Here is a 23,757-nt window from a genome sequence, read left to right on the forward strand (position 1 = left end):
TTCTTATCCTGAGATGAGGTTACTTGGGTATTGGCAACAATTGACAGCCATTTATCCCAGCGTTTTGCAAGACATGGCGTTTACGCTCAGCATCACGCTTACGTTCGTAAGGACCTAAAATTACCTTGTACCACGTACCTGAGGTGCCTTCAATCTGTCTTACCTGCGCTTCTAATCCTTGGAAGGCAATCACAGCTTTCATCTGATTCGCCTGCGACTCTTGGCGGAACGAGGCACACTGTAATTGATATTGCTGGGGTGCTCGGGTTGCTACAACGTCGGGAATATCTACTTCGACGTGCTTGTTTTCAAGCTCATCCAGATAGGTCCATTCTTCCTTCGGTTTTGGCGGCAAGGCATTAGGATCTTTCTTCGGCGCTTCAACTACAGGTTGTTCTTCTACCGGAGCGACGACGGCGACCTCTTGGCGTTCAGTCTCTTTCACTTTTGGTGTAAGGAGCGCTGCAGGTTCTTTTGGCTTCACTTCTTTTTCGGTTTTGACCTCAACAGGCACTTCCTGCTTAGCTGTGTCTTTAATGCTCCACAGAAAATACCCAAAACTGCCTACTGCGACAAAGGCAAACAGGATCAGAGGAATAGGAAGCTTACGGCGAGGAGGGGCCTTTTTAGCCGCAGGCTTCGCTCGTGTCGCGCGAATGGGGCGCGGTTTTGCGCCCGATTGCGGTCTTCTGTTGGCATAGTCACGATTGCTCATGGCTTACATCCGTTCTAGGGTTTCGATACCTAGTAGATTTAGGCCTTTTTGCAGTGTGCTTGCAGTCAGTTGTGATAACAGTAAACGGCTGTGTTTTTGCTCGTCGTTATCGGCTGCAAGCACTGGGCAGGCCTCATAGAAGCTAGAGAAAGCCCCTGCTAATTCATAGAGGTAACCGCAGAGCACATGTGGTTGTCCCTTGTCGATAACACGGCTTAGGATTTCACCAAACTGCGCCAATTTGTTGCCTAAATCTTTCTCTTTTTCGTGGTCGAGTACGATTTTCGCTTGGCTTAAGTCAACATCAGTTGCACGCTTAAAGATGCCAGCTACGCGGGTGTATGCGTATAACAGGTAAGGTGCAGTATTACCTTCAAAGCTCAGCATTTGCTCGAAGCTGAAGATGTAATCGCTGGTGCGGTTTTTCGACAGATCAGCATATTTCACTGCGCTGATCCCGACGACGCGGGCAATCTCAGCAAGTGTCGCTTCATCCATATCTGGATTTTTACTGCGAACTAATTCCAGCGCGCGGGTGTTGGCTTCGTCGAGCAGATCGACCAATTTCACCACGCCACCAGTACGAGTCTTGAATGGACGACCATCTTCGCCATTCATGGTGCCAAAGCCTAAGTGCTCGAGTGACATATCATCACGAACAAACTTGGCCAGTTTGGCAAGACTAAACACTTGCTGGAAGTGCAGTGCTTGGCGTAAATCAACAAAGTACAGCACGCGGTCGGCTTTGAGTACACTTGAGCGGTAACGCATCGCGGCTAAGTCGGTTGTGGCGTACAGGTAGCCACCATCGGCTTTTTGAATGATAACCGGCAATGGCTCGCCTTCTTTAGTGCGAAATTCTTCTTGGAATACCACTTTGGCGCCGTTGCTTTCGGTCAATAAACCTTTGGCGGCTAAATCGTTAACGACTTGCTCTAAATCGGCGTTGTAGGCGCTTTCACCGTGGACATCGGCGCGGGTTAAACTCACGCCTAAACGCTCGTATACGTCGTGGCAGTGGCTTAGCGAAATATCGTTAAATTCGCGCCACAGTTTGTTGCAGTACTCGTCACCGGATTGCAGTGCAACCACGAGCTGACGGGCGCGGGTAGCAAATTCGGCAGACTCGTCAAAACGCAGTTTGGCGGCGCGGTAGAAGGTTTCCAGATCCGATAACTCTAATTGGGCTTGCTCGCCATTGGCTGCACGTAATTCTTCCATGTAAGCCAGCAACATACCAAATTGGGTGCCCCAGTCGCCCACGTGGTTTTGACGGATGACTTTGTGACCTAAAAACTCGAGGGTGCGAACCACGCTATCGCCAATGATGGTTGAACGCAGGTGACCCACGTGCATCTCTTTGGCGAGGTTTGGTGAGGAATAATCCACCACAACAGTTTGTGGTGTGGGTAATTTGATCCCTAAATGCGCATCGCCAATCGCGGCTTGTAATTGGTTAGCCAGTGCGCTGTCATCGATGAAGAAGTTGATAAAACCAGGACCTGCGATTTCAACTTTTGCCACATAAGCGGAGGCGGGAAGGTTGTCGATGATCAACTGCGCTAATTCGCGCGGATTTTTACCCGCCGCTTTGGTTAGCATCATGGCTAAGTTGGTCGCCAAATCGCCATGGCTCTTATCCTTGGTTCGATCTACTTGAATTCGGGCCTCAAAATCCTCAGGTAAAATACCTTGTTGTTTAAAGGATTCGATAGTTTGTTCAAGTAATGATTGGATATGTGATTTCATGGATTAATTAGCTACTAACTTTAAGAGTGAATACAGGGAATAACCGCGTATTTTAGCCGTTTGTGGTGGCTAATTGCTATCTTCCCGATGATTTTTTATCAAATTATTGAATCACAACAGATCCTGCGGATCCCTATCTAAGCTCCAGCGGCAGCGTTTGGCTTCGGGCAGTTGTTCGACAAGCGGATAAATCCGCTCAAACTCCTGCTGCAACCTATGTCTGTGCTTGGCCTGAAACATCAACTGGCGGCGGAACTTACCGGCCTTTCGATCGAGTGGCGCGGGCATTGGGCCGATAATCTCAAACTCTTTATCTTGGGGCAGCAAGGATGCAAACGCATTAAGAAAATTGTCAGCATCTAAGGCAGAATGTGCCTCGGCGCGCACCAGTACCATATGCCAAGCGGGTGGTAAGAGCGCCATTTGCCGTTCTTTTAATTGGCTGCGGGCAAACTCACCATAACCGCGGTGGAGTAAATCCCTAAGGATCGGGTTATCGCTCTGGTGGGTTTGCAGCAATACAGTGCCGGGTTTGTTGGCCCGTCCAGCGCGGCCAGCGACTTGGGTATAGAGCTGGCCGAAGCGCTCTGGCGCCCTAAAATCGGCGCTAAATAGCGCGCCATCGACATCGAGTAAGCCCACTAAGGTGACATCTGGAAAGTGGTGACCCTTGGCCAGCATTTGGGTGCCGACGAGGATCTTATACTCGCCCTTATGAATCGCACTTAAATGGTTTTCAAGTGAACCTTTAAGGCGAGTGGTATCGCGATCGATACGCACCACGGGATATTTTGGAAACTCCAATTGCAGTGCTTCGGCGAGCTGCTCGGTACCAATACCCTGTCCCATCAACATGGTACTGCCGCAATTGTGACACTGCCTTGGAATGGCATATTGGTTACCGCAGTGGTGGCAACGGATCTCGCCCAAGGATTGATGCACAGTAAAAAATGCATCGCAGCGGTCGCATTCATGTAAGTGCCCACACTCGTGGCACAGCAGTGCTGGCGAAAAGCCGCGGCGGTTCAAAAACAGTAATACTTGATTTCCGGCATCCAAATGGCTGCGGATTTCATTGATCAGTGGCGCCGACATGCCCGCTTTGAGTGGCAGGTTTTTAATATCGATGATGCCTTGGCGTACTTTTTTAGCATTGCCAGCTCGTTCACCGAGTTGCAGATGATGATAACGACCACTGAGCGCATTTTGCAGGCTTTCTAATGACGGCGTTGCTGAGCCTAAAACCACAGGGATCGATTCTAAATGCCCGCGCATCACTGCTAAGTCGCGGGCGTGATAACCAACGCCTTCTTGCTGTTTAAAGCTACTGTCGTGTTCTTCGTCGAGGATGATGACGCCAGGAAATGCCATCGGTGTAAACAACGCGGAGCGAGTGCCAATAATAATGGCCGCTTGGCCGCAACGGGCTTGACGCCAGGCTTCGAGGCGCTGATTGTCGGTTAGACCCGAGTGCAGTACGGCAACATTCACCCGAAAACGGCGCTTAAAGCGATTGATGGTTTGTGGTGTGAGGCCAATTTCAGGTACAAGAATAAGTGCTTGCTTACCTTGCTTCAGGATATGTTCGAGCAAGGCTAAATAGACTTCGGTTTTACCCGAACCTGTAATGCCTTCGAGCAGAGTACAGTGGTATCCTTGCTGCTGCGTTAATACCGTCACGGCGACTGCTTGCTCTTTATTTAGCCTGTGGGGCGTTTCATCGAGTTCGAGTTGGCAGCGCCAATCGAGGTTGAGCTCGGCGAGTTTTTCGTGGCGGGCAATCCAGCCTTTCTCTTCTAAGGTTTTGAGCGCGGTCTTATTCAGCTCTAAGCTGATGACTTCTTCCTGTGTGAGACTGGTTTGCTTTAAATGTTCGAGTAATTTTTTTTGAGCGGGCGCGCGTTTTAAGGTTTCTGGCGCAATATTGCTGCCCAGCTCTGTGATTTGCCAGTACTGGATTTTTTGTGGCGCTGCATCTAGGCCCTTGCGCAGTGCTACAGGTAAGGCTTGGGTGAGCATTTGGCCTTGGCTGCAAAAGTAGTATCTTGCCGCCCATAGGGTTAATTTATAAAGCGATTCTGGCAATAAGGGCGCGTCATCAATAAACTCTATGATGGATTTGAGTTGTGCTGGCGCCAGATCGCAATTGTCGGTAATGGCGGTAACGAGACCAATAAGTTGCTGCCGCCCAAAGGGGACTTTGACCCGAACGCCAATTTGTGGTTTGGCATGGGGGCTATCATCGCTTTGCTCTTTTGTCTTTACGCGATATGTAAAGTTTTGCCGCATAGGCACAGGTAACGCAACTTCAACAAACAGTGACATATGCTGGGCGAGTCTAAAAGGGAAATGAGGTTTAGTGTACTCAGCGCAGCGAGTTAGGGCTAGTCTTTATCAGGGAGTGTCTAGGGATGGTTGGGAGTATGTATGAGTAACGTATTAAAGTTACTAGGATTGTTAGCCTTAAGCTATAGTTTTTCCAGCTTAGCTCAAGTGTCTCATGTTAGTTTTAATGGACCTATGTTTGAGCTAGGGTCCCACCCTAAGATGCGTGTTAATGTGGTCACTGATGATCAGGATATGACGCGTTTGGAGTTTGTATTGCGTCAGTCAACGCGAGAAGAAAAGTTGATGGCGCTGCCAGTGAATCGTTTTATGTTGTTACTGTTCGGGTTGGAGAATGTGACAGATCCTAAAGCGCGATTGTTAGTTCGCGAATATCGAGTCGATCGTTGGTATGAGGTGAAAAACCTGCCACTGTTTGAGAATGCAGGCTCAGGTGAATCATCTACATTGCTAGCAAAGACAACGGTTGTTAAGCCGATAAAAGCCTCAAAGACTGAAGCTAATTCGCTGATTGCAAATGATAAAGCCACAGCTGTTAAATCAACCAAGAATGCGACCGAGGTTAATCTCGTGACCGCTGAAACAGAAGTGGCACCTATTGTTGTTGCCGCCGCTAGTGAATCGGCAGTGGTGCCTCGCTCCAGCGGATTTACCTTCCCAGGGGATAAGCTTGATGCAGAGGTATCAAAGCTGCAGGTCTCTACAACAGATAAACCAACTGCCACAGCACAGTCAACGCCAGATGTGAATACTCGTGGATCTGATAAGGTTGAATCGAGTAATGTGCCCGAAACTCAAACACAAAAATCTATGCCAGAAGCGGCATCATCAGCCGACAATAGCGTCGCGATTTCAGTCAGCTCGGGGCAGTGTACTCTGGATTATCATAACGAAACCCTATGGCGTATTTCCAATCGCTATGCTGTTGAGTGGCAAGTGAGTGTGTATGGCGCGATGTTGGCAATTCATGATGCGAATCCCAAGGCATTTTCTAAGAACCGCATTAACGCTTTAAAGAAAGACGCGACTTTGTATTGTCCATCAACCGAAATACTCGCCCGCTATCCCGATGCAAAGGCTGCGAAGGCAAGTTTTGAGGATCGGGAAGCAGGGAAATAGAAGCAGATTAATAATTGTTAGCAAGCATCGATTATTGAGAAAATGCGCAGATAATCTACTTGTATCCACTTGGGTGATACTGTAATATCCTGCGCCCTAACATATCGTTATTAACTGCATGTGGTGTCCGACTTCGGGTTGGAAGAGCGACATGGCCTTACTTGAGGTAACCCAAATGAAACCAGGTATCCACCCAGAATACGCAGAAATCACTGCAAACTGTACTTGTGGCAACGTAATTAAAGTGAACTCTACTGTAGGTAAAGACCTGCACTTAGACGTTTGTGGTGCATGTCACCCATTCTACACTGGTACACAAAAAGTTGTTGATACAGGCGGTCGTATCGACAAATTCAACAAGCGTTTCGGTATGCTTGGCAAGAAATAATTGCGTTCGCAATGTTTCTAAAAAAGGCGCCTTTGGCGCCTTTTTGCATTTCATATCTCCGCTGGCACGTAATCGGTACTTTTTTACCTTTCTGGTACGACTTCAATTAAAAAATCGTCATTATCGCTTTCTGCATGTTTCCATTGCGATAAATCGACTTATTTATAGCAATAAACTATAAGATAACAGCTGTTAGCTATCTTTATTGTAATTTAGTCAACATTTTTGGCTTTTTACGGTCTTTTTGCCATTGTTTTACTATGTATTTTCGTTGGTTTTCTACAAGTTTAAACGGGTAATCGTCCTTTATTGGGGCACATAAGATAATAAAACGTAGCTTAGAATGGTTGTTCGCTGGTAAAGGCGAAATTTCTCAAGATTTTATTTAAAATGTGACCTAATTGGCGTATCTTACCGCGACCTGCCACACTGTTTAAATCACCCACAAATGAGGTGATCTTGAGTCGGTCGGCCTTACTTCCATACTTATAAATGTCGCATTTCAGGATGTTAAAATGTCAGATATTCGTCAACAAGCACTCGATTATCATGAATTCCCCGTTCCCGGTAAAACTGCAGTATGCCTCACTAAACCCGCTGAAACGAGCCACGATCTCGCACTAGCCTACAGTCCTGGTGTGGCCGAGCCTGTCCGTGAAATTGCCGCTAATCCTGAAAATGCATATCGCTATACAAACAAAGGTAATACTGTAGCCGTTATCTCTAACGGTACTGCGATTTTAGGTTTAGGTAACCTAGGCCCATTGGCTTCAAAACCGGTGATGGAAGGTAAGGCGCTACTGTTTAAACACTTTGCCAATATCGACTCAACCGATATCGAAGTGACTCACAACACACCTGAAGAGTTTATTAACACAGTAGCGGCTATTGCAGGCACCTTTGGTGGGATTAACCTTGAAGATATTAAAGCGCCAGAGTGCTTTGTTATCGAACGTGAGTTAATTGCACGTTGTAATGTGCCCGTGTTTCACGATGACCAACATGGTACGGCAATCGTAACTGCTGCTGGCATGATTAACGCCTTAGAAATCCAAGGTAAACTGATTAGCGATGCGATCTTTGTGTGTATGGGGGCAGGTGCTGCTGCCATTGCCTGTATGACCATGTTAGTAAAATGTGGTGCCAACCGTGCCAACATCTACATGCTAGACACTAAAGGTGTTATCCATTCGGGGCGTACTGATCTGAATGAATATAAAGCCTTATTTGCGAATGAGACTGACAAGCGTACCTTGCAAGATGTGATTAAAGGCGCCGACGTTTTCTTAGGTTTATCTGGTCCTAATGTGATTGGTGCTGAAGAAGTGGCCATGATGGCGGATAAACCGGTGATTTTTGCTTGCTCAAACCCTGATCCTGAGATCAAGCCAGAGCTTGCCCATGCTACTCGTAGCGATCTGATTATGGGTACTGGCCGCAGCGATTATCCAAACCAAGTGAATAACGTGCTGTGTTTCCCGTTTATTTTCCGCGGCGCATTAGATGTACGCGCATCTTGTATTAACGATGAGATGAAGATTGCCGCAGTGCATGCTATTGCCGAATTAGCGAAAGAAGCGGTACCTGCAAGTGTCCTTAAAGCGTATCCAAAGGTGAGCTCATTAAGTTTTGGCTCTGAATATGTGTTGCCAAAACCCATGGACCCACGTTTATTGCCTCGTGTGGCACGCGCTGTGGCAAAGGCGGCTATTGATTCGGGTGTTGCGGCAATTACCACTTTGCCCAAATATGCGGATTAAGCAACTGTACGGTTAATGAAAAAGAGGCTAATAGCCTCTTTTTTGTTTTAGCCTTGGATGATATTTCTGCAATTGACGCTATTTTTAGCGTCTTTGAAAATAAATCCTAGGTTGCCTTTTAGCTTATGCTACTGAATAATCTTGAGTAGCATTTGTTTAACTCATGTTAAGAGTGCGCCGATAATTATAATAATTCTGCAGGATAGCGGATCGATGAAATTCACTCGAATGTTAACTACAAAATTAACCAGCTTTTGGTTGATGTCTTTGGCCGCTATCGCCTTTGTATTTTTACTCAGCGCCATGATGAGCTTTGTGCAGTTGACCTATAAGTTTCAGCAGCAGAAAGTGGCAGAGCTTGAAACCTTGCTGATAGAGCATTACCACACTCAGCCAGATTGGGAGTTAGAATCTTGGCTGCCTCCCATGTTGCTCGCCTTTAACACCGTCGAATTTCGTTTAACCATGAACAACGAAGTGCTATTTGCCTATCAAGGTAATGTGCAAACTCAAAATCCCATGGTGTATACCCATTTGCTTGATCCTCAGTCGGGCCTCAGTATGACATTGAGTTTGCCGCAACCCTTCGACCATTACAGTGTCAGTTGGTATGAGCTGCTCATTTTGGGCGTTGGCTTGCTGGCGGTTATCGCGCTGGTGCGTTTCGGGCATATATGGCTATCACAACAGTTGGATGGGATTGAGGAACTTGCACAGCGTAGTCGGTTGATTTTACAAGGTAAACATGAGCAAGCTCTCGCTACGCCCGGTAATGGCAAGCCAAGGTTAATCAATCGAGCACTGACTAAGCTGCTTGAAGAGTTGCAGGATGCTCACAAAGAGCGCGGTCGTTTCGATAAATTTATTCGTTCCAATACTTTTTTAGATGCACAAACCCGTATTGGTAATCGGTTGTTTTTAAATAACCGTCTTGATGCCTTGAGCCACGACCAAGGCATGGTCGCTCATGGGGTGATTTATCTGCTAGAAATGGATGACCTCGATTTTATACAACAGGCAAAAGGGGAGGGTGCTGTTAAAGATCTACTCCATGCGACGGTCAATGGCATTAACTCCATTTTGCAAAGTTTACCCAATAGCATATTTGCGCGACGTACCCACAATCAATTTGCGATTGTAGTGCCCCATGTTTCCTTGATTGAAGCCGACCAGCTTGCGAGCAAATTACTGAAAGTCTGTTTGAGCCAACCTTTGCCCGATGGCGTTGACAATCGGGATAACTTTTATCATTTAGGCTGCGCTTACTTTACGGCGGGGGATAATGTTAATCAGCTGCTCGATGAAGCCGATATGGCGTTACGTGCAGCCCAATTACAAGGTAACAGTAATTGGTTTATGTATGATAAAGGTGCGATTGATGAAGAGTTTGCAAAGGGCTCGGTGCGTTGGCGCAGCTTCTTGGAGAATGCTTTAGTTCAGCGGCGTTTTTATCCCTTCAGTCAGCCAATTATGGATTCCGATGGGGGAGAGCACCATAAAGAGATCTTTACACGGGCGAGGGATAATCAAGGAGCATTAGTGCGGGCGACGTTGTTTATCCCTATGGCTAATAAATGTGGTTTGATGCCGCAAATTGAGCGGCAAATGATTGAACGTGTGTTGGTTTTGCTTGGGCAAGAACAGCATAAAGGCCAAGTCTACAGTGTGAATCTTAGCCTAGATACTTTGATGAGTCGCGCCTTTACGCATTGGCTTAAAACCACCTTGCTTGAATATCGCCATTTGACGCCTCAACTGATTTTTGAGGTATCTGAGGACATAGTGGTCCAGCATCAAGATAAACTGCGGCCTAAACTCGATATGATCAGTAAGATGGGGGCTCGCCTCTGTGTTGACCATGTTGGGCAACAGGTTGTTGGCACTTACTATATCCGAGAGTGTCATTTCGACATGATTAAATTGCACCGTTCTATCGTGCGACATATTCATTTGCGCCCTGAAAATCAATTGTTTATTCGCAGTTTAATCGGTGGTTTATATCGTACTGAAGTGCAAGTGAGTGCTGAAGGCGTTGAAGTATTTGAAGAATGGCAAACCCTACAAATCCTTGGGGTGGGGATGGCTCAGGGCATGTATTTTAGCGATCCCGTAGAGTTGCAATAGGCCTTATTTCTCTCTCTGGGTGATGTGATCCCTGTGGAATTATAGGGCCGAATTGTAGGATTTCTCTATAAAATTCACTGATTAGCGGCTAAACTAGCTTGTGCCAAAATTATGACGCTGGATATAACAGCTTTCACATTTCAAATGCAGTGAGCTTATATCCTCCTCGTGGTTTAGAAATAGTGCTATTTGCAGGCTTATCACTCAAGCTTTAACTTTATCGGAAGACAGGCATTTTATGGATAAAGGACTTTTTGCTCGGTTGGCCTTTTGGCAAGCCAAACAGGCCAGCATCACACTGGGGGTGTATGTTTGTGCCGATAAGCTTTGGGTCTACGCACCTGCCACAGACCGTCAGGATGAACAGTGGCTTTCTTTTGAGCTACAACAAGATCAATGGCAAAGTGCCTTCGCTGAACTTGCCAGCGCTTTTCCCCACAGCGCATTGCAAATCGTGCTTGGTAGTGGCCGCTACCAATTACTCGTCGCCGATAAACCAAATGTCGATAGTCAAGAATTATCCCAAGCCTTGATTTGGTCTATTAAAGATATGGTCACGATTCCTGTGCCGCAAATCCATTTAGATTATTTTGAGTCGCCCCTACCCAGTAATAAGCTCAATGTTGTCGTGGTCGATAAAGACAAATTGACGAATATGGTTCAAGCCATCAATGAGCAAGGGCTCACTATTTTAGGCATCAGTATTGAAGAACTCGCGATGACTAATCTGTTTATGGATGATAATCAGGCAAGATTGGTGGTTAGTCATCATCCAGGGCAGGAGTTGTTGCTTACTGTGGTTAAACAGGGGCAACTATACATGCAGCGCCGCGTGCGCGGCTTTAGTCAATTAGATAAGGCTGAAGTGGATGAGCTTAATTATGGATTGGCAGATAACTTAAGCCTAGAAATTCAGCGCTCTATGGATTACTTTGAGAGTCAACTGCGCCAGTCTCCCGTTAACTCAATTGAATTATTTGCCGATGGCGCGGTAGATGCCTTAGCTAAGTTGGTTTCGGCTAACTTTAATCAAGCCGTTAATGTGGTGAATAACACCTCCGTTGGCGCAAAAATGGCGGGATTAGCCTTCAGTGAACTTTCACGGGGTGCCGAGTGATAAAATCGAGAGTTAACCTATATTCTGCAGCGCTCTTACCGCCAAAGCAGAGCTTAACCTTCGCGACATTAATGAGTTACACCGCGGGCTTATTACTCGTCTGCGGTGCAGTCGCTGGCTTTAGCTATTGGCAATTAACTGAGTCTGTACAGGCGTTAAGCCAAGCGTCAGCGCTAAAACAGCAGTACGACCAACAAAAAGCCGATCTCGAAACGCAAATTGCCAACCGTAAACCCGACCCTGATTTAGTCGCTCGGGTCACACTTGAGTCACAGCAGTTGGAGTTAAAGCAATTGTTGTTGGGCGAACTGGCGCTGCGTTCATCCCTCACTAGCCGAGGTTTTGCACCTGTGCTGAAGGACTTAGCCATGGTGTCCGATGCGAGCGTTTGGCTGAATCATATTGTGATTAACGAACAACACTTTATGTTTGAAGGTTTTGCCGACCATCCACAGAACATCCCGCTTTGGATAAGCAAGTTAAAAACGACCCAAACCTTAAAAGGGCAGGCGTTTTCTTCCATGACAATGGATCGCGGCGAGGATAAACCTTTGGCGTTCACGCTGACTAGCGAGACACCTGAGGAGAACGCACGATGAAAACACAATTTAATCAATTAGCGCAAAAGTTTGATGCGCTGAGCCAGCGGGAGCGAGGATTAATAGCACTCGCCGTTTTAGTGCTGCTCGGTATGCTGGCATATATGCCAATCGAATCCCTGTGGAAACAACAGCATTCAACCACGCAGCAATTAGAAGCACTAGAGCAGGAAAATAGCGTGTCGTTGCAACAGATTGATTTATATCAGCAGCGATTAGCGATGGATCCCAATCAGGACTATCGTCAGCGTTTAAATCTACTACAGCAACAAAATCAACAGATTGATGCTCAGCTTAACGAGCAGATGGTTGATATGGTGCCCGCCGATTATATGCCAGAGCTGCTGGGTAATCTGCTCGGGCAAGTGCAAGGGATTAAATTACTGAAGTTTACCTCTATTGCGCCTGTTCCATTACTCGCCGTGGGTGATGAGAAAAAGTTGAATCTCTATAGCCATGGGATCCGCATGAGTTTAGAAGGGGATTATTTCTCCGTGTTGCGTTTTGTTGAAGCGGTAGAGGCCATGCCTGACAAACTTTACTGGAAACGACTCGACTATAAAGTGGGCGATTACCCGAAGGGGAAAATCGACATTGAACTTTATACCTTGAGTATTAATAAGGACTTTATCAGTGTTGCTCAATAAGCCTTATATTTTCATTGCATTACTGGGTATTTCAGCACAAGTGTCGGCTGAAAGCTTACGGGACCCTACTTTGCCCGGCAAAGGCTATTCGGGCGCAGGCGCAGTGAGCCAAAATCAGCATCAAGCCTTAATACTCAATAGCATCGTCAGCTCAGGCAATACGGCTTACGCTGTGATTAATAATAAAATTGTGTCCGTGGGTGATAGCATCCAAGGGGTCAAAGTGGTGCGCATTACTCCCTCGTCGGTATCTCTTTCTGACGGACGGAAATTAGCAGTATTTCAAGCAATAATAGAGAGATAGGGAATAACACTCAGATGACAGCCATTAAATACTTCACACCTCTACTCTCACTTTGCCTTATGGCTTGCCAAACAACGGATAGGCCGCAACCTACGGCATCAAAAGAAGCGCTTTCCGCCTCGATGCAGACCGCGAGCCAGCCAACGCCGCCCCCGCCAGCCACTATGCCAGATGCGGTGCAGCGCGAGCTGAATGCCAATACTTTAATGGGGGGCTTAACTGCTCCCATGGAGACTGAGCGTCGTATCGATGTCTCTGCCCATGATGTGGATGCGAGGGTGTTTTTCCCTAGTCTCGTGCAGGGCACCCCCTTTAGTGTGGCGGTACACCCTGATGTGCAGGGTACCATTTCACTGTCGCTAAAAGGGGTGACACTGAGTGAAGCCATTCAAGTGGTGGAAGATATTTATGGTTATGAAGTCAGCCGTGAAGGACGTATTTTGCGGGTATTCCCTGCAGGGATGCGTACTGAGACTTTCCCGTTAAATTACTTATACATGGAACGTGATGGCCTGTCGTTAACCTCGGTAAGTTCGGGCCGAATTTCCGACAATAACAACTCAAATAACAATAGCGGCAATAGTAACTCGAATAACGGCAACTCTGGTGGAAATAATAGCAATAGCAATTCGAGCAACGGCAGTAATGCTAGCAGTAACAGCAGCGATAGCACCAATGGCACCTTTATTCGCTCGCGCACCAAAACCGATTTTTGGGGTGAGTTAAAAGAAACCTTAACCGCCATTGTGGGTGACACGGGCGGTGGCCGCCAAGTGGTGGTGACCCCGCAGGCGGGATTAGTGACTATTCGTGCTTATCCAAATGAGCTACGCCAAGTGCGTGCATTTTTAAGTTCGGCCGAGAGCCATTTACAGCGCCAAGTGATCCTCGAAGCGAAGATCCTCGAAGTGACCTTATCGGACGGTTATCAGCAGGGTATTCAGTGGGATAATGTGCTGGGTCATGTAGGCAACACCAATATTAATTTTGGGACATCAGCGGGTACTGGCTTAAGTGATAAAATCACCTCCTCTCTTGGAGGCGTGACATCGCTGAGCATCAAAGGCTCAGATTTTAATACCATGATAAGCCTGCTCGATACCCAAGGTGATGTGGACGTATTATCCAGCCCAAGGGTGACGGCATCTAACAACCAAAAAGCGGTGATTAAAGTCGGTACCGATGAGTATTTTGTTACCGATGTTTCATCTACCACGGTTGCCGGCACGACACCAGTTACTACACCTCAGGTGGAATTGACTCCATTTTTCTCAGGCATCGCGCTGGATGTCACTCCGCAAATCGATAAAGATGGCAACGTATTACTGCATGTTCACCCATCGGTTATTGATGTAAAAGAACAAACGAAGGACATCAAAGTCAGCAATGAATCCTTAGAATTACCTTTGGCACAAAGTGAAATCCGCGAGTCTGATACAGTCATCCGCGCGGCCTCCGGCGATGTGGTGGTGATTGGCGGACTGATGAAGAGTGAAAATACCGAGGTGGTGTCTCAAGTGCCACTGCTTGGTGATATTCCGTTTGTGGGCGAACTGTTTAAAAACCGTAGCAAGCAGAAAAAGAAAACCGAGTTAATTATTATGCTTAAGCCTACCGTGGTGGGTAATGATACTTGGAAAACCGAGTTAGAGCGCTCTAAGGCGTTACTCGACCGTTGGTATCCAGAAAATAAGTAATTTTTCATGTACTTGAAGCACTTTGGGCTGGGTCAGACACCCTTTTCGTTAACCCCTAATACCGGATTTTTTTTCGGGCTATCCCCGCACGTAGAGGCGCTGCAAGTGCTGCAGACCGCCCTACAAACCGGGGAAGGTTTTATTAAAGTCACGGGGGAAGTGGGGACGGGTAAAACCCTAATCTGTCGCAAGTTGATTAACGAACTCCCGCAGGGATTCCACTGTGCCTATCTTCCTAATCCTTATTTAACTCCCGCTGAGCTGCGCTGGGCGGTCGCCAATGAGCTTGGCCTTAAATATACCGCGGAGATTGATCAGCAACAGTTGACTGGGCTTATTCAGCAGCAGTTGCTCGCCTTAAGTGCCCATGGTCATGCCATTGTGTTAGTGCTTGATGAAGCGCAGGCGTTGCCCGATGAAAGTCTCGAAGCCCTGCGACTGTTCACTAATCTTGAAACTGAAAGTCGTAAGCTATTGCAGGTGGTGTTATTTGGTCAGCCCGAGTTGGATGAAAGATTAAAACGCCAAGCCTTTAGGCAATTAAGACAACGTATAACTTTTAGTTACAATCTACGGCCGTTAACCTTGGATGAAACCGATGCCTATATCCGTTACCGATTAGCGGTGGCAGGGCATGCGGGGCAAGCGCTGTTTAGCCCAAAGATCACCCGCAAGATAGCTCAGGCGTCCCGTGGGATCCCTAGATTGATCAATATATTAGCCCATAAATCCCTTATGCTAAGTTTTGGTGAGGGTGCAACGCAGGTGCGGATGTCCCATTTGAAAGGCGCCATTTGCGATACCGAAGATGCCAGCCCGACTAGAGTACAAAAGTGGTCGACCTATTTCGCTATCGCTTTTATGGTATTTGCTGTTGCACTGTTGGCATTGCTGCTATCGGGGATTAATTTCCTGCAGTGGTGGGGAGATGGCGCATGAGCGTGATCAACAAGATGCTGCAGGATTTGGACAAGCGCCAGCAGGGGCATTCGCTGAGTAATATCACGGTGAATCAAGCCCAGTACCTAGGGCGGACAAGCTCGTCACGTAAATGGTTAGTGATTTGTTTGCTATCTGTCTTAGTGGGAGGCTTATCTATGTATGCCTTTCAAGCGAGTTACAGGTCGCAACAAACGACGATCATTCCTTCGAATACTGTTGCAACTCCATCTACTCATCAACTTGAGTCATCGACCCAATCAAGTGTGCCCATAGAGACAACAACGAATACAGCCTCTATCGCGACAACGACTGAAATTGGGCAAACCAAGCCGCCGCAGTCGACGAGCACTCAAGCCAGCGATAAGCTTGATATCAGTGTTGCCCAGCCAAATCCTACTGACAAAGCGACACTTCAGGCGACTTCTCAAAGTGTGCCTGTGCAGGCTAAAGAGTCTTCCGCATCTGTTTCTGCAGTCAATCCGCCTTCGGCAAATGTTGTGCAGGCTCAAGCGAGTGATACTCATCGCCCTATCGATAGCGCTAAAGTTCACCAAACGGAGCCAAATGCAACTGTCTCCAATCAAACTGCGCAAGTCGATCTTGAACCAAGCCAAGCTAGAGCCAACCAACAGGCAGAGTTTACAAGTGTTCAACCCAAGGCGGCTGGTCAAATGGCGGTCAAGGAAGTAAAGCTTTCACCGAGCCAATTAGCACAAAAACAGGTGGCACTGGCGAGCGATGCTGAAAAACAAGGTCAGTTGCTCAAAGCTATGGGCTACTATGATAAGGCGCTTAAGCTAGATCCGAGCTTGCATGAGGCGCGCAAACAACTCGCGGCACTACATTATGGCCAAGGCGAGCTAGCACAAGCGGCTGAAGTGCTCAGTCAAGGTCGATTACTGTATCCGCAAGAGTATGAATTTTATTTACTATTAGCAAGGATACAACACGCAATGGGTGATACTGACTCGGCCTTAGCGAGTCTTGCACAAATCCCTGATCGCCATGTATTAGCAAGGCAAAAGTGGTTAGCTCAGACGGATTTAGCCCAAAAACAAGGCCAGTTTACGTTAGTAGAACAGGCGTACCGCCAGTTATTACAGCAGGAGCCACAGCAGGCGAAATGGTGGATGGGATTGGCCTATGCCCTAGACTCACAGCAACAATTCGCTCAAGCCAGCCAAGCCTATCGCACAGCATTAAGCTATTCCGGCTTATCAACTCAGGCCACGGCTTTTATTGAACAACGCTTACTACAACTAGGAGATAGCCAATGAAACCCAGATTAAAGATGCGTTTGGGCGATCTGTTAGTTCAAGAATCCATTATTACCGAAGAGCAGTTGCAGCAGGCTTTGGCCGATCAACGCAATACTGGCCATAAACTCGGCCGAACATTGATCGATCTACGTTCGATTACCGAAACTCAACTACTGCAATTTTTGTCGCAGCAACTCAACCTGCCCTTACTCGATATCAGTAAACGTTCGATCCCCTCTGAGGTGGTCAATCTGATCCCTGAAGTACAAGCACGGCGTTTTCGTGCCCTAGCGGTAGAAGATAGGGGCGATAGTGTACTGGTTGCTATGAGCGACCCTGCTGATTTACAGGCGCTTGATCACTTAGAAACCATCATCGCGCCTAAAAAGCTCAGTGTCGCGGTCGCGCCTGAGCAGCAGTTACTGCAAGCCTTCGATAACCTCTATCGCCGCACCGACCAGATCGCACAAATTGCTGGCAAGCTAGAAGAGGAATACGCCGCCGATAAAATGTTTGATTTGGCAAGCTTAACTTCGAGCGACAGTGATAATGAAACCACAGTCGTTAAGCTACTTCAGTCTATTTTTGAAGATGCGGTGCAAATGCGTGCCTCGGATATTCATATCGAACCTGGGGAAAAGGTGCTGCGGATCCGTCAGCGGATCGATGGTCAGTTACATGAGACCATACTGAATGAGGTTAATATCGCCGCAGCCTTGGTTCTGCGTCTTAAGCTCATGGCGGGCCTCGATATTTCTGAAAAACGTCTGCCGCAGGACGGGCGTTTCCATATGGAAATTAAAGGCCACAAAATTGATGTGCGGATGTCGACCATGCCGATTTACCACGGTGAATCCGTGGTAATGCGTTTGCTCGATCAATCCGCAGGGCTGTTGACCTTAAACGAAACGGGTATGCCGCCGCATATTTTGGCGCGTATTCGTAAGCAGATTAAACGTCCGCACGGCATGTTACTGGTAACTGGCCCTACGGGTAGCGGTAAAACCACCACCTTGTATGGCATCTTAAGTGAGCTCAATACCGCGGATCGCAAGATTATCACGGTAGAAGATCCGGTCGAATACCAACTGCCACGGATCAACCAAGTCCAAGTAAACCATAAGATTGGACTGGATTTTTCGAACGTACTGCGTACCACATTACGTCAAGACCCAGACATTATCATGGTCGGGGAGATGCGCGACCAAGAAACCGTTGAAATTGGCCTGAGGGGCGCACTTACGGGTCACTTTGTGTTATCCACTTTGCACACCAATGATGCGGTGACCAGCGCGCTACGTTTACTCGATATGGGCGCCGCCAGTTATTTAGTCGCCAGTGCCTTAAGGGTGATTATTGCCCAGCGATTAGTGCGCCGTGTGTGCCATAACTGCGGCGTAGAATATCAGCCTACTGCGCAGGAGAAAGCGTGGTTAAATAGCGTAAGCCGTCAAGATTTTACCCATGCGAATTTCCGTATTGGCACGGGTTGTCAGAGCTGTAATGGCAGTGGTTATCGTGGCCGTATCGGTATTTTTGAAATCCTCGAACTGGATGAAAAAATGATTGATGCCATGCGCACTGGCAATCCGCAGGATTTTGCCCGCGCAGCATTACAAAGCCCGAACTTTACCCCGTTAGCCGAATCGGCATTGCAATATTTAAGTGAGGGTATGACGACCATTGAAGAGGTGGCTAAGCTGGTAGAGGATGTGAGTGAATCTCAAGTGCCACTCTCACGGGATATTATTAGTCAGCAAGGCGTCGAGGCCTAATTATGCCGGTTTATCAATACCGTGGACGCAGTGGGCAAGGTCAAGCCGTAACGGGTCAGCTCGATGCCGCCTCTGAAAGTGCAGCGGCCGATATGCTGTTATCCCGCGGCATTATTCCTTTGGAAGTTAAAGCGGCAAAGGTGACGAAGTCATTTTCACTGACGCAGCTCTTTGGTAGTAAAGTCGGCTTAGATGAACTGCAAATTTTTACCCGGCAAATGTATTCACTCACGCGCTCGGGGATCCCAATTCTGCGAGCCATTGCGGGATTATCCGAAACTGCCCATTCTCAACGGATGAAAGATGCACTGAATGATATTTCTGAGCAGCTTACCGCGGGTCGCCCGTTGTCATCTGCCATGAACCAACATCCTGATGTGTTTGATTCACTGTTTGTTTCTATGGTGCATGTGGGGGAGAACACAGGTAAGTTGGAGGATGCCTTTATTCAGCTCTCGGGCTATATCGAGCGTGAGCAGGAAACTCGCCGCCGGATTAAGGCCGCAATGCGTTATCCGATCTTTGTATTGATTGCGATTGGCTTGGCGATGGTGATCTTAAATATCATGGTGATCCCAAAATTTGCCGAAATGTTTTCCCGTTTCGGTGCCGATTTGCCTTGGGCGACCAAGGTGCTGATTGGCACCTCTAACTTATTTGTTAACTATTGGCCTTTGATGTTGGTGATGTTGCTTGGCGCCATCATTGGGATCCGTTATTGGCACCATACGGAAAAAGGTGAAAAACAATGGGATAAGTGGAAATTACATATTCCCGCAGTGGGTTCGATTATTGAGCGTTCGACCCTTGCCCGTTATTGCCGCAGTTTTTCGATGATGTTAAGCGCGGGCGTGCCGATGACACAGGCGCTGAGCCTTGTGGCGGATGCGGTGGATAACGCCTATATGCACGACAAAATTGTTGGTATGCGCCGCGGCATCGAGTCCGGCGAATCTATGCTGAGGGTATCGAATCAGAGCAAGTTATTTACACCATTGGTGTTGCAAATGGTCGCAGTAGGAGAAGAAACCGGGCAGATTGATCAGTTATTGAATGATGCTGCCGATTTCTACGAAGGGGAGGTCGACTATGACCTTAAAAATCTTACCGCCAAATTAGAACCTATCTTAATTGGTATTGTGGCCGTTATTGTATTGATATTAGCCTTGGGGATTTATCTGCCCATGTGGGATATGCTCAATGTGGTCAAAGGTGGTAAGTAATGCTTTATGCTATCAGGATCAAATAGATGCAGAGCCAACAGAAGGCTGACAGCGATCTATTACGGGTTTATGGGCGGCTTATTAGCCTTTGCCTGATCTTGATAATCTTAGCCGTGATTGGGGTTAAGTATTTTTCCACCATGCCACAGCTTGCCGCCCGTACAGTGGAATTAGAGCATACGCGTTTCTTAAATGTATTAGCCATGGTGCGCTCCCAATGGTTATCCCTTGGCAAACCGCCACAAATGCGACTAGATTGGGAAGTATTAAATGAGCAAAGTGCCAAAAATGGTCAAACGCTGGTGATGATGAATTCACTGGGCTGGCCGCAGCCAAATACGCTTGATGACCAAGGTTGTCAGGCACTATGGCAACAATTGATGGGGCAAGAGCTAGCGGAAAATACCTTAATGGGTGCCTATTTTAGTAAGGATAATAGCTGCCGTTATCGCTCACAAAATGGGGATAGTATTGGCTATCAACTAAACTCTGGCAGGGTCATTTTTTTGACGAACTCCTAAAATATTGTTAAGTAACGGGCTTTTATAAACTGATTTAGCTGTTAGAATGGACTTTCATCAAGTAGGGGGAACTAATGAAGACTAAACAAAATGGTTTTTCATTGATTGAACTGGTCATAGTGATCGTCATTTTGGGTCTGTTAGCGGCAACGGCAATCCCACGTTTTTTAAACGTCACCGATGATGCTGAAGATGCCAGTGTGGACGGTGTGGCGGGTGGTTTATCTACAGCCGTGAGTTTTGTGCGTTCACAATGGGAAGTCGATGGTCGCCAAAATAGCAGTGTGATCTTAGATGGTACTTCTGTTTCACTCGACCCACGTTTTGGTTATCCAACGGGTACCTCTGGTACCGATGCAACGGCGATGACGGATGCAAGCTGTCAACAGGTATTCAATACGGTATTGCAAAGTGCGCCACGTAATGTGCTCTATTCGCAAGATGCGCGAAATCAACGTTATACAGTACGTGTGATTGATGGTGCGGGTGGCAGTACTAATTCAATTGCGGGTACAACCGTGAGTGGTTTGGATTTGTGTGTTTATCATCAAGTGGCCTCTCTGGTGTTAAACCAAAATACAGGTGTGCCAACTCCAGCACCAGATTTATCAACCACTGGCGCTAAAGGCGTGGTTTATAATCCAGGTACAGGCAAAGTACTAAGTTTCACTCAAACACCATTTACGCCTTAATTTAATGTTTTAACTGGTTTATCTTTTAATTAGTTTTAGTTAATTGGTTCTCAAAAAAGGGTAGTTTTATATGAAAAGACAACAAGGTTTTACCTTAATCGAATTAGTCGTAGTGATCATTATCTTAGGTATTCTTGCTGTCACAGCAGCACCTAAGTTTATTAATCTGCAAGGCGATGCGCGAGTGTCTGCGCTGAATGGTCTGAAAGCCTCAATCCAAGGAGCGAATACTTTAGTCTATTCAAAAGCAGCATTAGCTGGTTTAGAAAAAAAAGCACCAGCCACAACAAACGGACCAACTGTAGAGATCGCTACTGGTGTAGAAGTGAATCTTGCTTATGGATACATGACAGCAGAGCTTGAGAATTTCCAAAATGCACTAGATGTTAGTATCAGCGAAGGCACCACACCAACCAGCGCTACAACTGATTGGGTTGTTGATACAACTACATCAGGTAAAGCTAAGTTCTGGCAGGCAGGTGCTCCTGCCGAGTGTTTTATTACTTACGAAGCCGCAACAGATACTACAGCACCTAAAATTTCAAATGCGCCAGATGCTTCTAAGTGTTAATACGCGCTTCTGGAAAAGGCCTGCCTAGCAGGCCTTTTTTTTAGGCCAACAATCTATTAGTTTATTGATTGTAATAAAATGAATTTGCTAATTATTTCTTTTATTTAGGTGAAATATTTGCCTTACGAATTAAGTTGGCAGAAACTGAACCTAGAACCTAGAACCTAGAACCTAGAACCTAGAACCTAGAACCTAGAACCTAGAACCTAGAACCTAGAACCTAGAACCTAGCATCACGGTAAAGCGGACAATGCGTAGATTTTCCACCGGCAGACAGTTTGGGTTTACCTTAGTTGAACTTGTGACCACTATTATCCTAATTGGGATTCTATCGGTGACGGTATTGCCGCGCTTATTTAGCCAGTCATCCTATAGCGCCTTTAGTCTGCGCAATGAATTTATGGCCGAGCTGCGCCAGGTTCAGCAAAAAGCCTTGAATAATACCGATAGATGTTACCGCGTAGTCGTTTCAGCGACAGGCTATCAAGTGAGTCAGTTTGCCAGTCGCGATAGCACTGGTTGTACGGGCACGCCTTTATCTCCTAACCCTTTATCCAGCCAAGCTTTTCAAGGTGGCGCGCAGTTAGTGCTTATCAGTAACAATGCCAAGAGCTTTTATCTTGATTTTGATATCAATGGTCGAGCGTCGCTTGCGTGTAATGGGCCATGTATAAATGTAATTGCCAATGACACTGTGGCAATTAATATCTCCAGCGAGGGCTATATTTATGCGAACTAATCCTCGGCTGTTTTCGATAAGTACATCAATAAAAGCATCCTCAAAAGCTAAACCACAACAAGGGTTTACTTTAATCGAATTAGTGGTTGGCATGTTAGTCATTGCCATCGCTATCGTAATGCTTAGTAGCATGTTATTTCCGCAGGCGGATCGCGCTGCCAAGACTTTACACCGAGTAAAAAGTGCCGAGCTTGCCCATTCGGTAATGAATGAGATTTGGGGCAAACGTTATGATCAAAATACCAATGCCAATGGCGGAGTGCCGGCTTGCGGGAGTCCATTAGGCAGTAGTTGCTCGGCCAACTTGGGGCCCGAAGCGGGAGAGGGACGCAACGATTTTAACGATGTGGATGACTATCACGGCTTAACTCAAAACGCCACTATGCTCAATTCCAGCCAAACTTACGCAGAGGCCTATCCCAACTATCAATTAAGTGTCACAGTCGCCTTTGGGCCTGCGCCTAATACCAAGTTAGTGACCATTAATGTCACCACGCCAGATAACGAAGTGATCACTTACAATTTGGTAAGGAGCAATTACTAATGTGCTCTTTATCAATGAAGCGTAAGCATTTATGCGCACAGGGTTTTACCTTAGTTGAAATGGTCACTGTGATCCTGATCTTAGGCATTCTGGTGGTTGGGGTGAGTAGTTTTATTATTTTTGGCACGCGAATTTTTGTTGAGTCGAGTTCGGTCGACCAAGTGCTAAGCCAGAGCCGTTTTGCTGTGGAGCGTATGACCCGCGAGCTGCGTAGCGCAGTGCCTAATAGTGTGCGACTCAATGGTAATGGCTTAACCTATCAGTGCGTTGAGTTTGTCCCTATTGAGGCGAGTACCACCTATTTAGCAATGCCGATTACGCCGAGTACAGCAGCGCTAACGGGCACTGTGATTTTAGATAATCTGACCAGTATGATTGCAGCGAACCAATATGTGTGGATTTATCCTTTAACCGATAGCGATGTATATAACAGCGCGAGACAAAAACGCGCACAGATTAACACCGTTAGCAGCGCCGCAAACCAAGTGACCTTAACCTTTACGGCCAATACGAGGTTTGCCGAAGCCTCTCCGCGGCAGCGGATCTATTTTGCTTCAGCACCTGTGAGTTATTGCTTTGAGAAAGTCTCATCGACCAATGAGTTAGCCTTAATGCGTTATACTGGCTATGGGGTGAATGCCAGCCAGCCAACACCTTCGGATATGAGTTCGGGCGTGCTTATGGCACAGAGCGTGGCTAATGTGTTGAGTAATAACGCCGATTTACCGCTGATTTTAACGCCGTCGAGCCTCGTTAATAATGCGATGGTGCATCTACAACCACGATTTAATGTCAACGGCGAGACATTTCAATATCGACATCAAGTGCAGGTGATTAATGTCCCCTAACTTAGTTAGCCTCTCGCGTTCAGAGTATTGTCAGTCTTCGGCTCGGCGCCAAGGTGGCAGCGCCTTGGTCATCGGTAT

At 46.9% G+C, this 23,757-nt stretch carries 22 protein-coding genes; 19 read left to right on the forward strand and 3 right to left on the reverse strand.

Annotation, left to right across the window (positions count from 1 at the left end; translation table 11 throughout):
- Nucleotides 1-19: 19 nt before the first annotated feature.
- From L976_RS13295 to priA, 3 genes are all read right to left on the reverse strand, one after another.
- Nucleotides 20-715: an SPOR domain-containing protein gene (locus L976_RS13295; protein WP_047537397.1), complete on the reverse strand. Its 696-nt coding sequence runs from the start codon at nt 713-715 to the stop codon at nt 20-22.
- A gap of 3 nt (nt 716-718) precedes the next feature.
- The gene (gene argS, locus L976_RS13300) at nt 719-2,464 is read right to left on the reverse strand and encodes an arginine--tRNA ligase (RefSeq protein ID WP_047537400.1); all 1,746 of its coding nucleotides are present in this window, start codon (nt 2,462-2,464) and stop codon (nt 719-721) included.
- A gap of 111 nt (nt 2,465-2,575) precedes the next feature.
- Complete coding sequence (gene priA, locus L976_RS13305) at nt 2,576-4,789, reverse strand: primosomal protein N' (protein ID WP_047537403.1); 2,214 nt, start codon at nt 4,787-4,789, stop codon at nt 2,576-2,578.
- Nucleotides 4,790-4,891: 102 nt separating this feature from the next.
- On the opposite strand from priA, the gene L976_RS13310 reads away from it, so the two are divergent.
- The 19 genes from L976_RS13310 to L976_RS13400 all read left to right on the forward strand — a co-directional run bounded on the left by L976_RS13310 (nt 4,892) and on the right by L976_RS13400 (nt 23,679).
- Nucleotides 4,892-5,929, forward strand: coding sequence for a FimV/HubP family polar landmark protein (locus L976_RS13310; RefSeq protein ID WP_047537406.1), 1,038 nt, complete (start codon nt 4,892-4,894; stop codon nt 5,927-5,929).
- 175 nt (nt 5,930-6,104) lie between these two features.
- A complete protein-coding gene (gene rpmE, locus L976_RS13315) occupies nt 6,105-6,317 on the forward strand; it encodes a 50S ribosomal protein L31 (RefSeq protein ID WP_011073821.1) in 213 nt (70 codons plus the stop codon).
- Nucleotides 6,318-6,832: 515 nt separating this feature from the next.
- Nucleotides 6,833-8,077: a malic enzyme-like NAD(P)-binding protein gene (locus tag L976_RS13320; protein ID WP_047537409.1), complete on the forward strand. Its 1,245-nt coding sequence runs from the start codon at nt 6,833-6,835 to the stop codon at nt 8,075-8,077.
- 213 nt (nt 8,078-8,290) lie between these two features.
- Entirely contained in the window at nt 8,291-10,201 is a 1,911-nt protein-coding gene (gene csrD / locus L976_RS13325; RefSeq protein ID WP_047537411.1) for an RNase E specificity factor CsrD, read from the forward strand.
- 238 nt (nt 10,202-10,439) lie between these two features.
- Nucleotides 10,440-11,318: a hypothetical protein gene (locus tag L976_RS13330; RefSeq protein ID WP_047537414.1), complete on the forward strand. Its 879-nt coding sequence runs from the start codon at nt 10,440-10,442 to the stop codon at nt 11,316-11,318.
- The gene (locus L976_RS13335; protein ID WP_047537417.1) at nt 11,315-11,917 is read left to right on the forward strand and encodes a hypothetical protein; all 603 of its coding nucleotides are present in this window, start codon (nt 11,315-11,317) and stop codon (nt 11,915-11,917) included. The genes L976_RS13330 and L976_RS13335 overlap by 4 nt, the downstream gene beginning before the upstream one ends.
- Nucleotides 11,914-12,564: a hypothetical protein gene (locus L976_RS13340; RefSeq protein ID WP_047537419.1), complete on the forward strand. Its 651-nt coding sequence runs from the start codon at nt 11,914-11,916 to the stop codon at nt 12,562-12,564. Before L976_RS13335 ends, L976_RS13340 begins: the two co-directional genes overlap by 4 nt.
- Complete coding sequence (locus L976_RS13345; protein ID WP_047537421.1) at nt 12,551-12,868, forward strand: MSHA biogenesis protein MshK; 318 nt, start codon at nt 12,551-12,553, stop codon at nt 12,866-12,868. Before L976_RS13340 ends, L976_RS13345 begins: the two co-directional genes overlap by 14 nt.
- Before the next feature lie 14 nt (nt 12,869-12,882).
- Entirely contained in the window at nt 12,883-14,565 is a 1,683-nt protein-coding gene (gene mshL, locus L976_RS13350) for a pilus (MSHA type) biogenesis protein MshL (protein WP_047537424.1), read from the forward strand.
- 6 nt (nt 14,566-14,571) lie between these two features.
- Nucleotides 14,572-15,504: an ExeA family protein gene (locus L976_RS13355; RefSeq protein WP_047537427.1), complete on the forward strand. Its 933-nt coding sequence runs from the start codon at nt 14,572-14,574 to the stop codon at nt 15,502-15,504.
- Complete coding sequence (locus L976_RS13360) at nt 15,501-16,784, forward strand: tetratricopeptide repeat protein (RefSeq protein ID WP_047537430.1); 1,284 nt, start codon at nt 15,501-15,503, stop codon at nt 16,782-16,784. Before L976_RS13355 ends, L976_RS13360 begins: the two co-directional genes overlap by 4 nt.
- Complete coding sequence (locus tag L976_RS13365) at nt 16,781-18,541, forward strand: GspE/PulE family protein (protein WP_047537433.1); 1,761 nt, start codon at nt 16,781-16,783, stop codon at nt 18,539-18,541. Before L976_RS13360 ends, L976_RS13365 begins: the two co-directional genes overlap by 4 nt.
- A 2-nt stretch (nt 18,542-18,543) precedes the next feature.
- On the forward strand, nt 18,544-19,764 hold the full coding sequence (locus L976_RS13370) for a type II secretion system F family protein (protein WP_047537436.1): 1,221 nt from the start codon (nt 18,544-18,546) through the stop codon (nt 19,762-19,764).
- Between the two features lie 26 nt (nt 19,765-19,790).
- Nucleotides 19,791-20,285 carry a hypothetical protein gene (locus tag L976_RS13375; RefSeq protein ID WP_047537439.1) on the forward strand — a complete coding sequence of 165 codons (495 nt, stop codon included), beginning with the start codon at nt 19,791-19,793 and terminating at the stop codon, nt 20,283-20,285.
- Nucleotides 20,286-20,359: 74 nt separating this feature from the next.
- Entirely contained in the window at nt 20,360-20,977 is a 618-nt protein-coding gene (locus L976_RS13380; protein WP_047537442.1) for a pilus assembly FimT family protein, read from the forward strand.
- 70 nt (nt 20,978-21,047) lie between these two features.
- Nucleotides 21,048-21,548, forward strand: a complete 501-nt coding sequence (locus L976_RS13385; RefSeq protein ID WP_037422432.1) for a type II secretion system protein — start codon at nt 21,048-21,050, stop codon at nt 21,546-21,548.
- 250 nt (nt 21,549-21,798) lie between these two features.
- Nucleotides 21,799-22,287: a prepilin-type N-terminal cleavage/methylation domain-containing protein gene (locus tag L976_RS13390; protein WP_047537446.1), complete on the forward strand. Its 489-nt coding sequence runs from the start codon at nt 21,799-21,801 to the stop codon at nt 22,285-22,287.
- Nucleotides 22,277-22,831 carry a type IV pilus modification PilV family protein gene (locus L976_RS13395; RefSeq protein ID WP_047537448.1) on the forward strand — a complete coding sequence of 185 codons (555 nt, stop codon included), beginning with the start codon at nt 22,277-22,279 and terminating at the stop codon, nt 22,829-22,831. The genes L976_RS13390 and L976_RS13395 overlap by 11 nt, the downstream gene beginning before the upstream one ends.
- A complete protein-coding gene (locus L976_RS13400; protein WP_047537450.1) occupies nt 22,831-23,679 on the forward strand; it encodes a PilW family protein in 849 nt (282 codons plus the stop codon). The genes L976_RS13395 and L976_RS13400 overlap by 1 nt, the downstream gene beginning before the upstream one ends.
- The last annotated feature ends 78 nt before the right edge of the window (nt 23,680-23,757 follow it).

Source organism: Shewanella sp. ZOR0012, from assembly GCF_000798835.1.
Lineage (GTDB): Bacteria > Pseudomonadota > Gammaproteobacteria > Enterobacterales > Shewanellaceae > Shewanella > Shewanella xiamenensis.

Coding starts and splice junctions, on each gene's coding strand:
- L976_RS13370 (WP_047537436.1), top strand. CDS start 18,544: ATGCCGGTTTATCAATACCGTGGACGCAGTGGGCAAGGTCAAGCCGTA.
- L976_RS13395 (WP_047537448.1), top strand. CDS start 22,277: ATGCGAACTAATCCTCGGCTGTTTTCGATAAGTACATCAATAAAAGCA.
- L976_RS13330 (WP_047537414.1), top strand. CDS start 10,440: ATGGATAAAGGACTTTTTGCTCGGTTGGCCTTTTGGCAAGCCAAACAG.
- L976_RS13375 (WP_047537439.1), top strand. CDS start 19,791: ATGCAGAGCCAACAGAAGGCTGACAGCGATCTATTACGGGTTTATGGG.
- L976_RS13400 (WP_047537450.1), top strand. CDS start 22,831: ATGTGCTCTTTATCAATGAAGCGTAAGCATTTATGCGCACAGGGTTTT.
- L976_RS13365 (WP_047537433.1), top strand. CDS start 16,781: ATGAAACCCAGATTAAAGATGCGTTTGGGCGATCTGTTAGTTCAAGAA.
- L976_RS13360 (WP_047537430.1), top strand. CDS start 15,501: ATGAGCGTGATCAACAAGATGCTGCAGGATTTGGACAAGCGCCAGCAG.
- L976_RS13390 (WP_047537446.1), top strand. CDS start 21,799: ATGCGTAGATTTTCCACCGGCAGACAGTTTGGGTTTACCTTAGTTGAA.
- L976_RS13385 (WP_037422432.1), top strand. CDS start 21,048: ATGAAAAGACAACAAGGTTTTACCTTAATCGAATTAGTCGTAGTGATC.
- L976_RS13340 (WP_047537419.1), top strand. CDS start 11,914: ATGAAAACACAATTTAATCAATTAGCGCAAAAGTTTGATGCGCTGAGC.
- L976_RS13355 (WP_047537427.1), top strand. CDS start 14,572: ATGTACTTGAAGCACTTTGGGCTGGGTCAGACACCCTTTTCGTTAACC.
- csrD (WP_047537411.1), top strand. CDS start 8,291: ATGAAATTCACTCGAATGTTAACTACAAAATTAACCAGCTTTTGGTTG.
- argS (WP_047537400.1), bottom strand. CDS start 2,464: ATGAAATCACATATCCAATCATTACTTGAACAAACTATCGAATCCTTT.
- rpmE (WP_011073821.1), top strand. CDS start 6,105: ATGAAACCAGGTATCCACCCAGAATACGCAGAAATCACTGCAAACTGT.
- L976_RS13320 (WP_047537409.1), top strand. CDS start 6,833: ATGTCAGATATTCGTCAACAAGCACTCGATTATCATGAATTCCCCGTT.
- mshL (WP_047537424.1), top strand. CDS start 12,883: ATGACAGCCATTAAATACTTCACACCTCTACTCTCACTTTGCCTTATG.
- priA (WP_047537403.1), bottom strand. CDS start 4,789: ATGTCACTGTTTGTTGAAGTTGCGTTACCTGTGCCTATGCGGCAAAAC.
- L976_RS13380 (WP_047537442.1), top strand. CDS start 20,360: ATGAAGACTAAACAAAATGGTTTTTCATTGATTGAACTGGTCATAGTG.
- L976_RS13295 (WP_047537397.1), bottom strand. CDS start 715: ATGAGCAATCGTGACTATGCCAACAGAAGACCGCAATCGGGCGCAAAA.
- L976_RS13310 (WP_047537406.1), top strand. CDS start 4,892: ATGAGTAACGTATTAAAGTTACTAGGATTGTTAGCCTTAAGCTATAGT.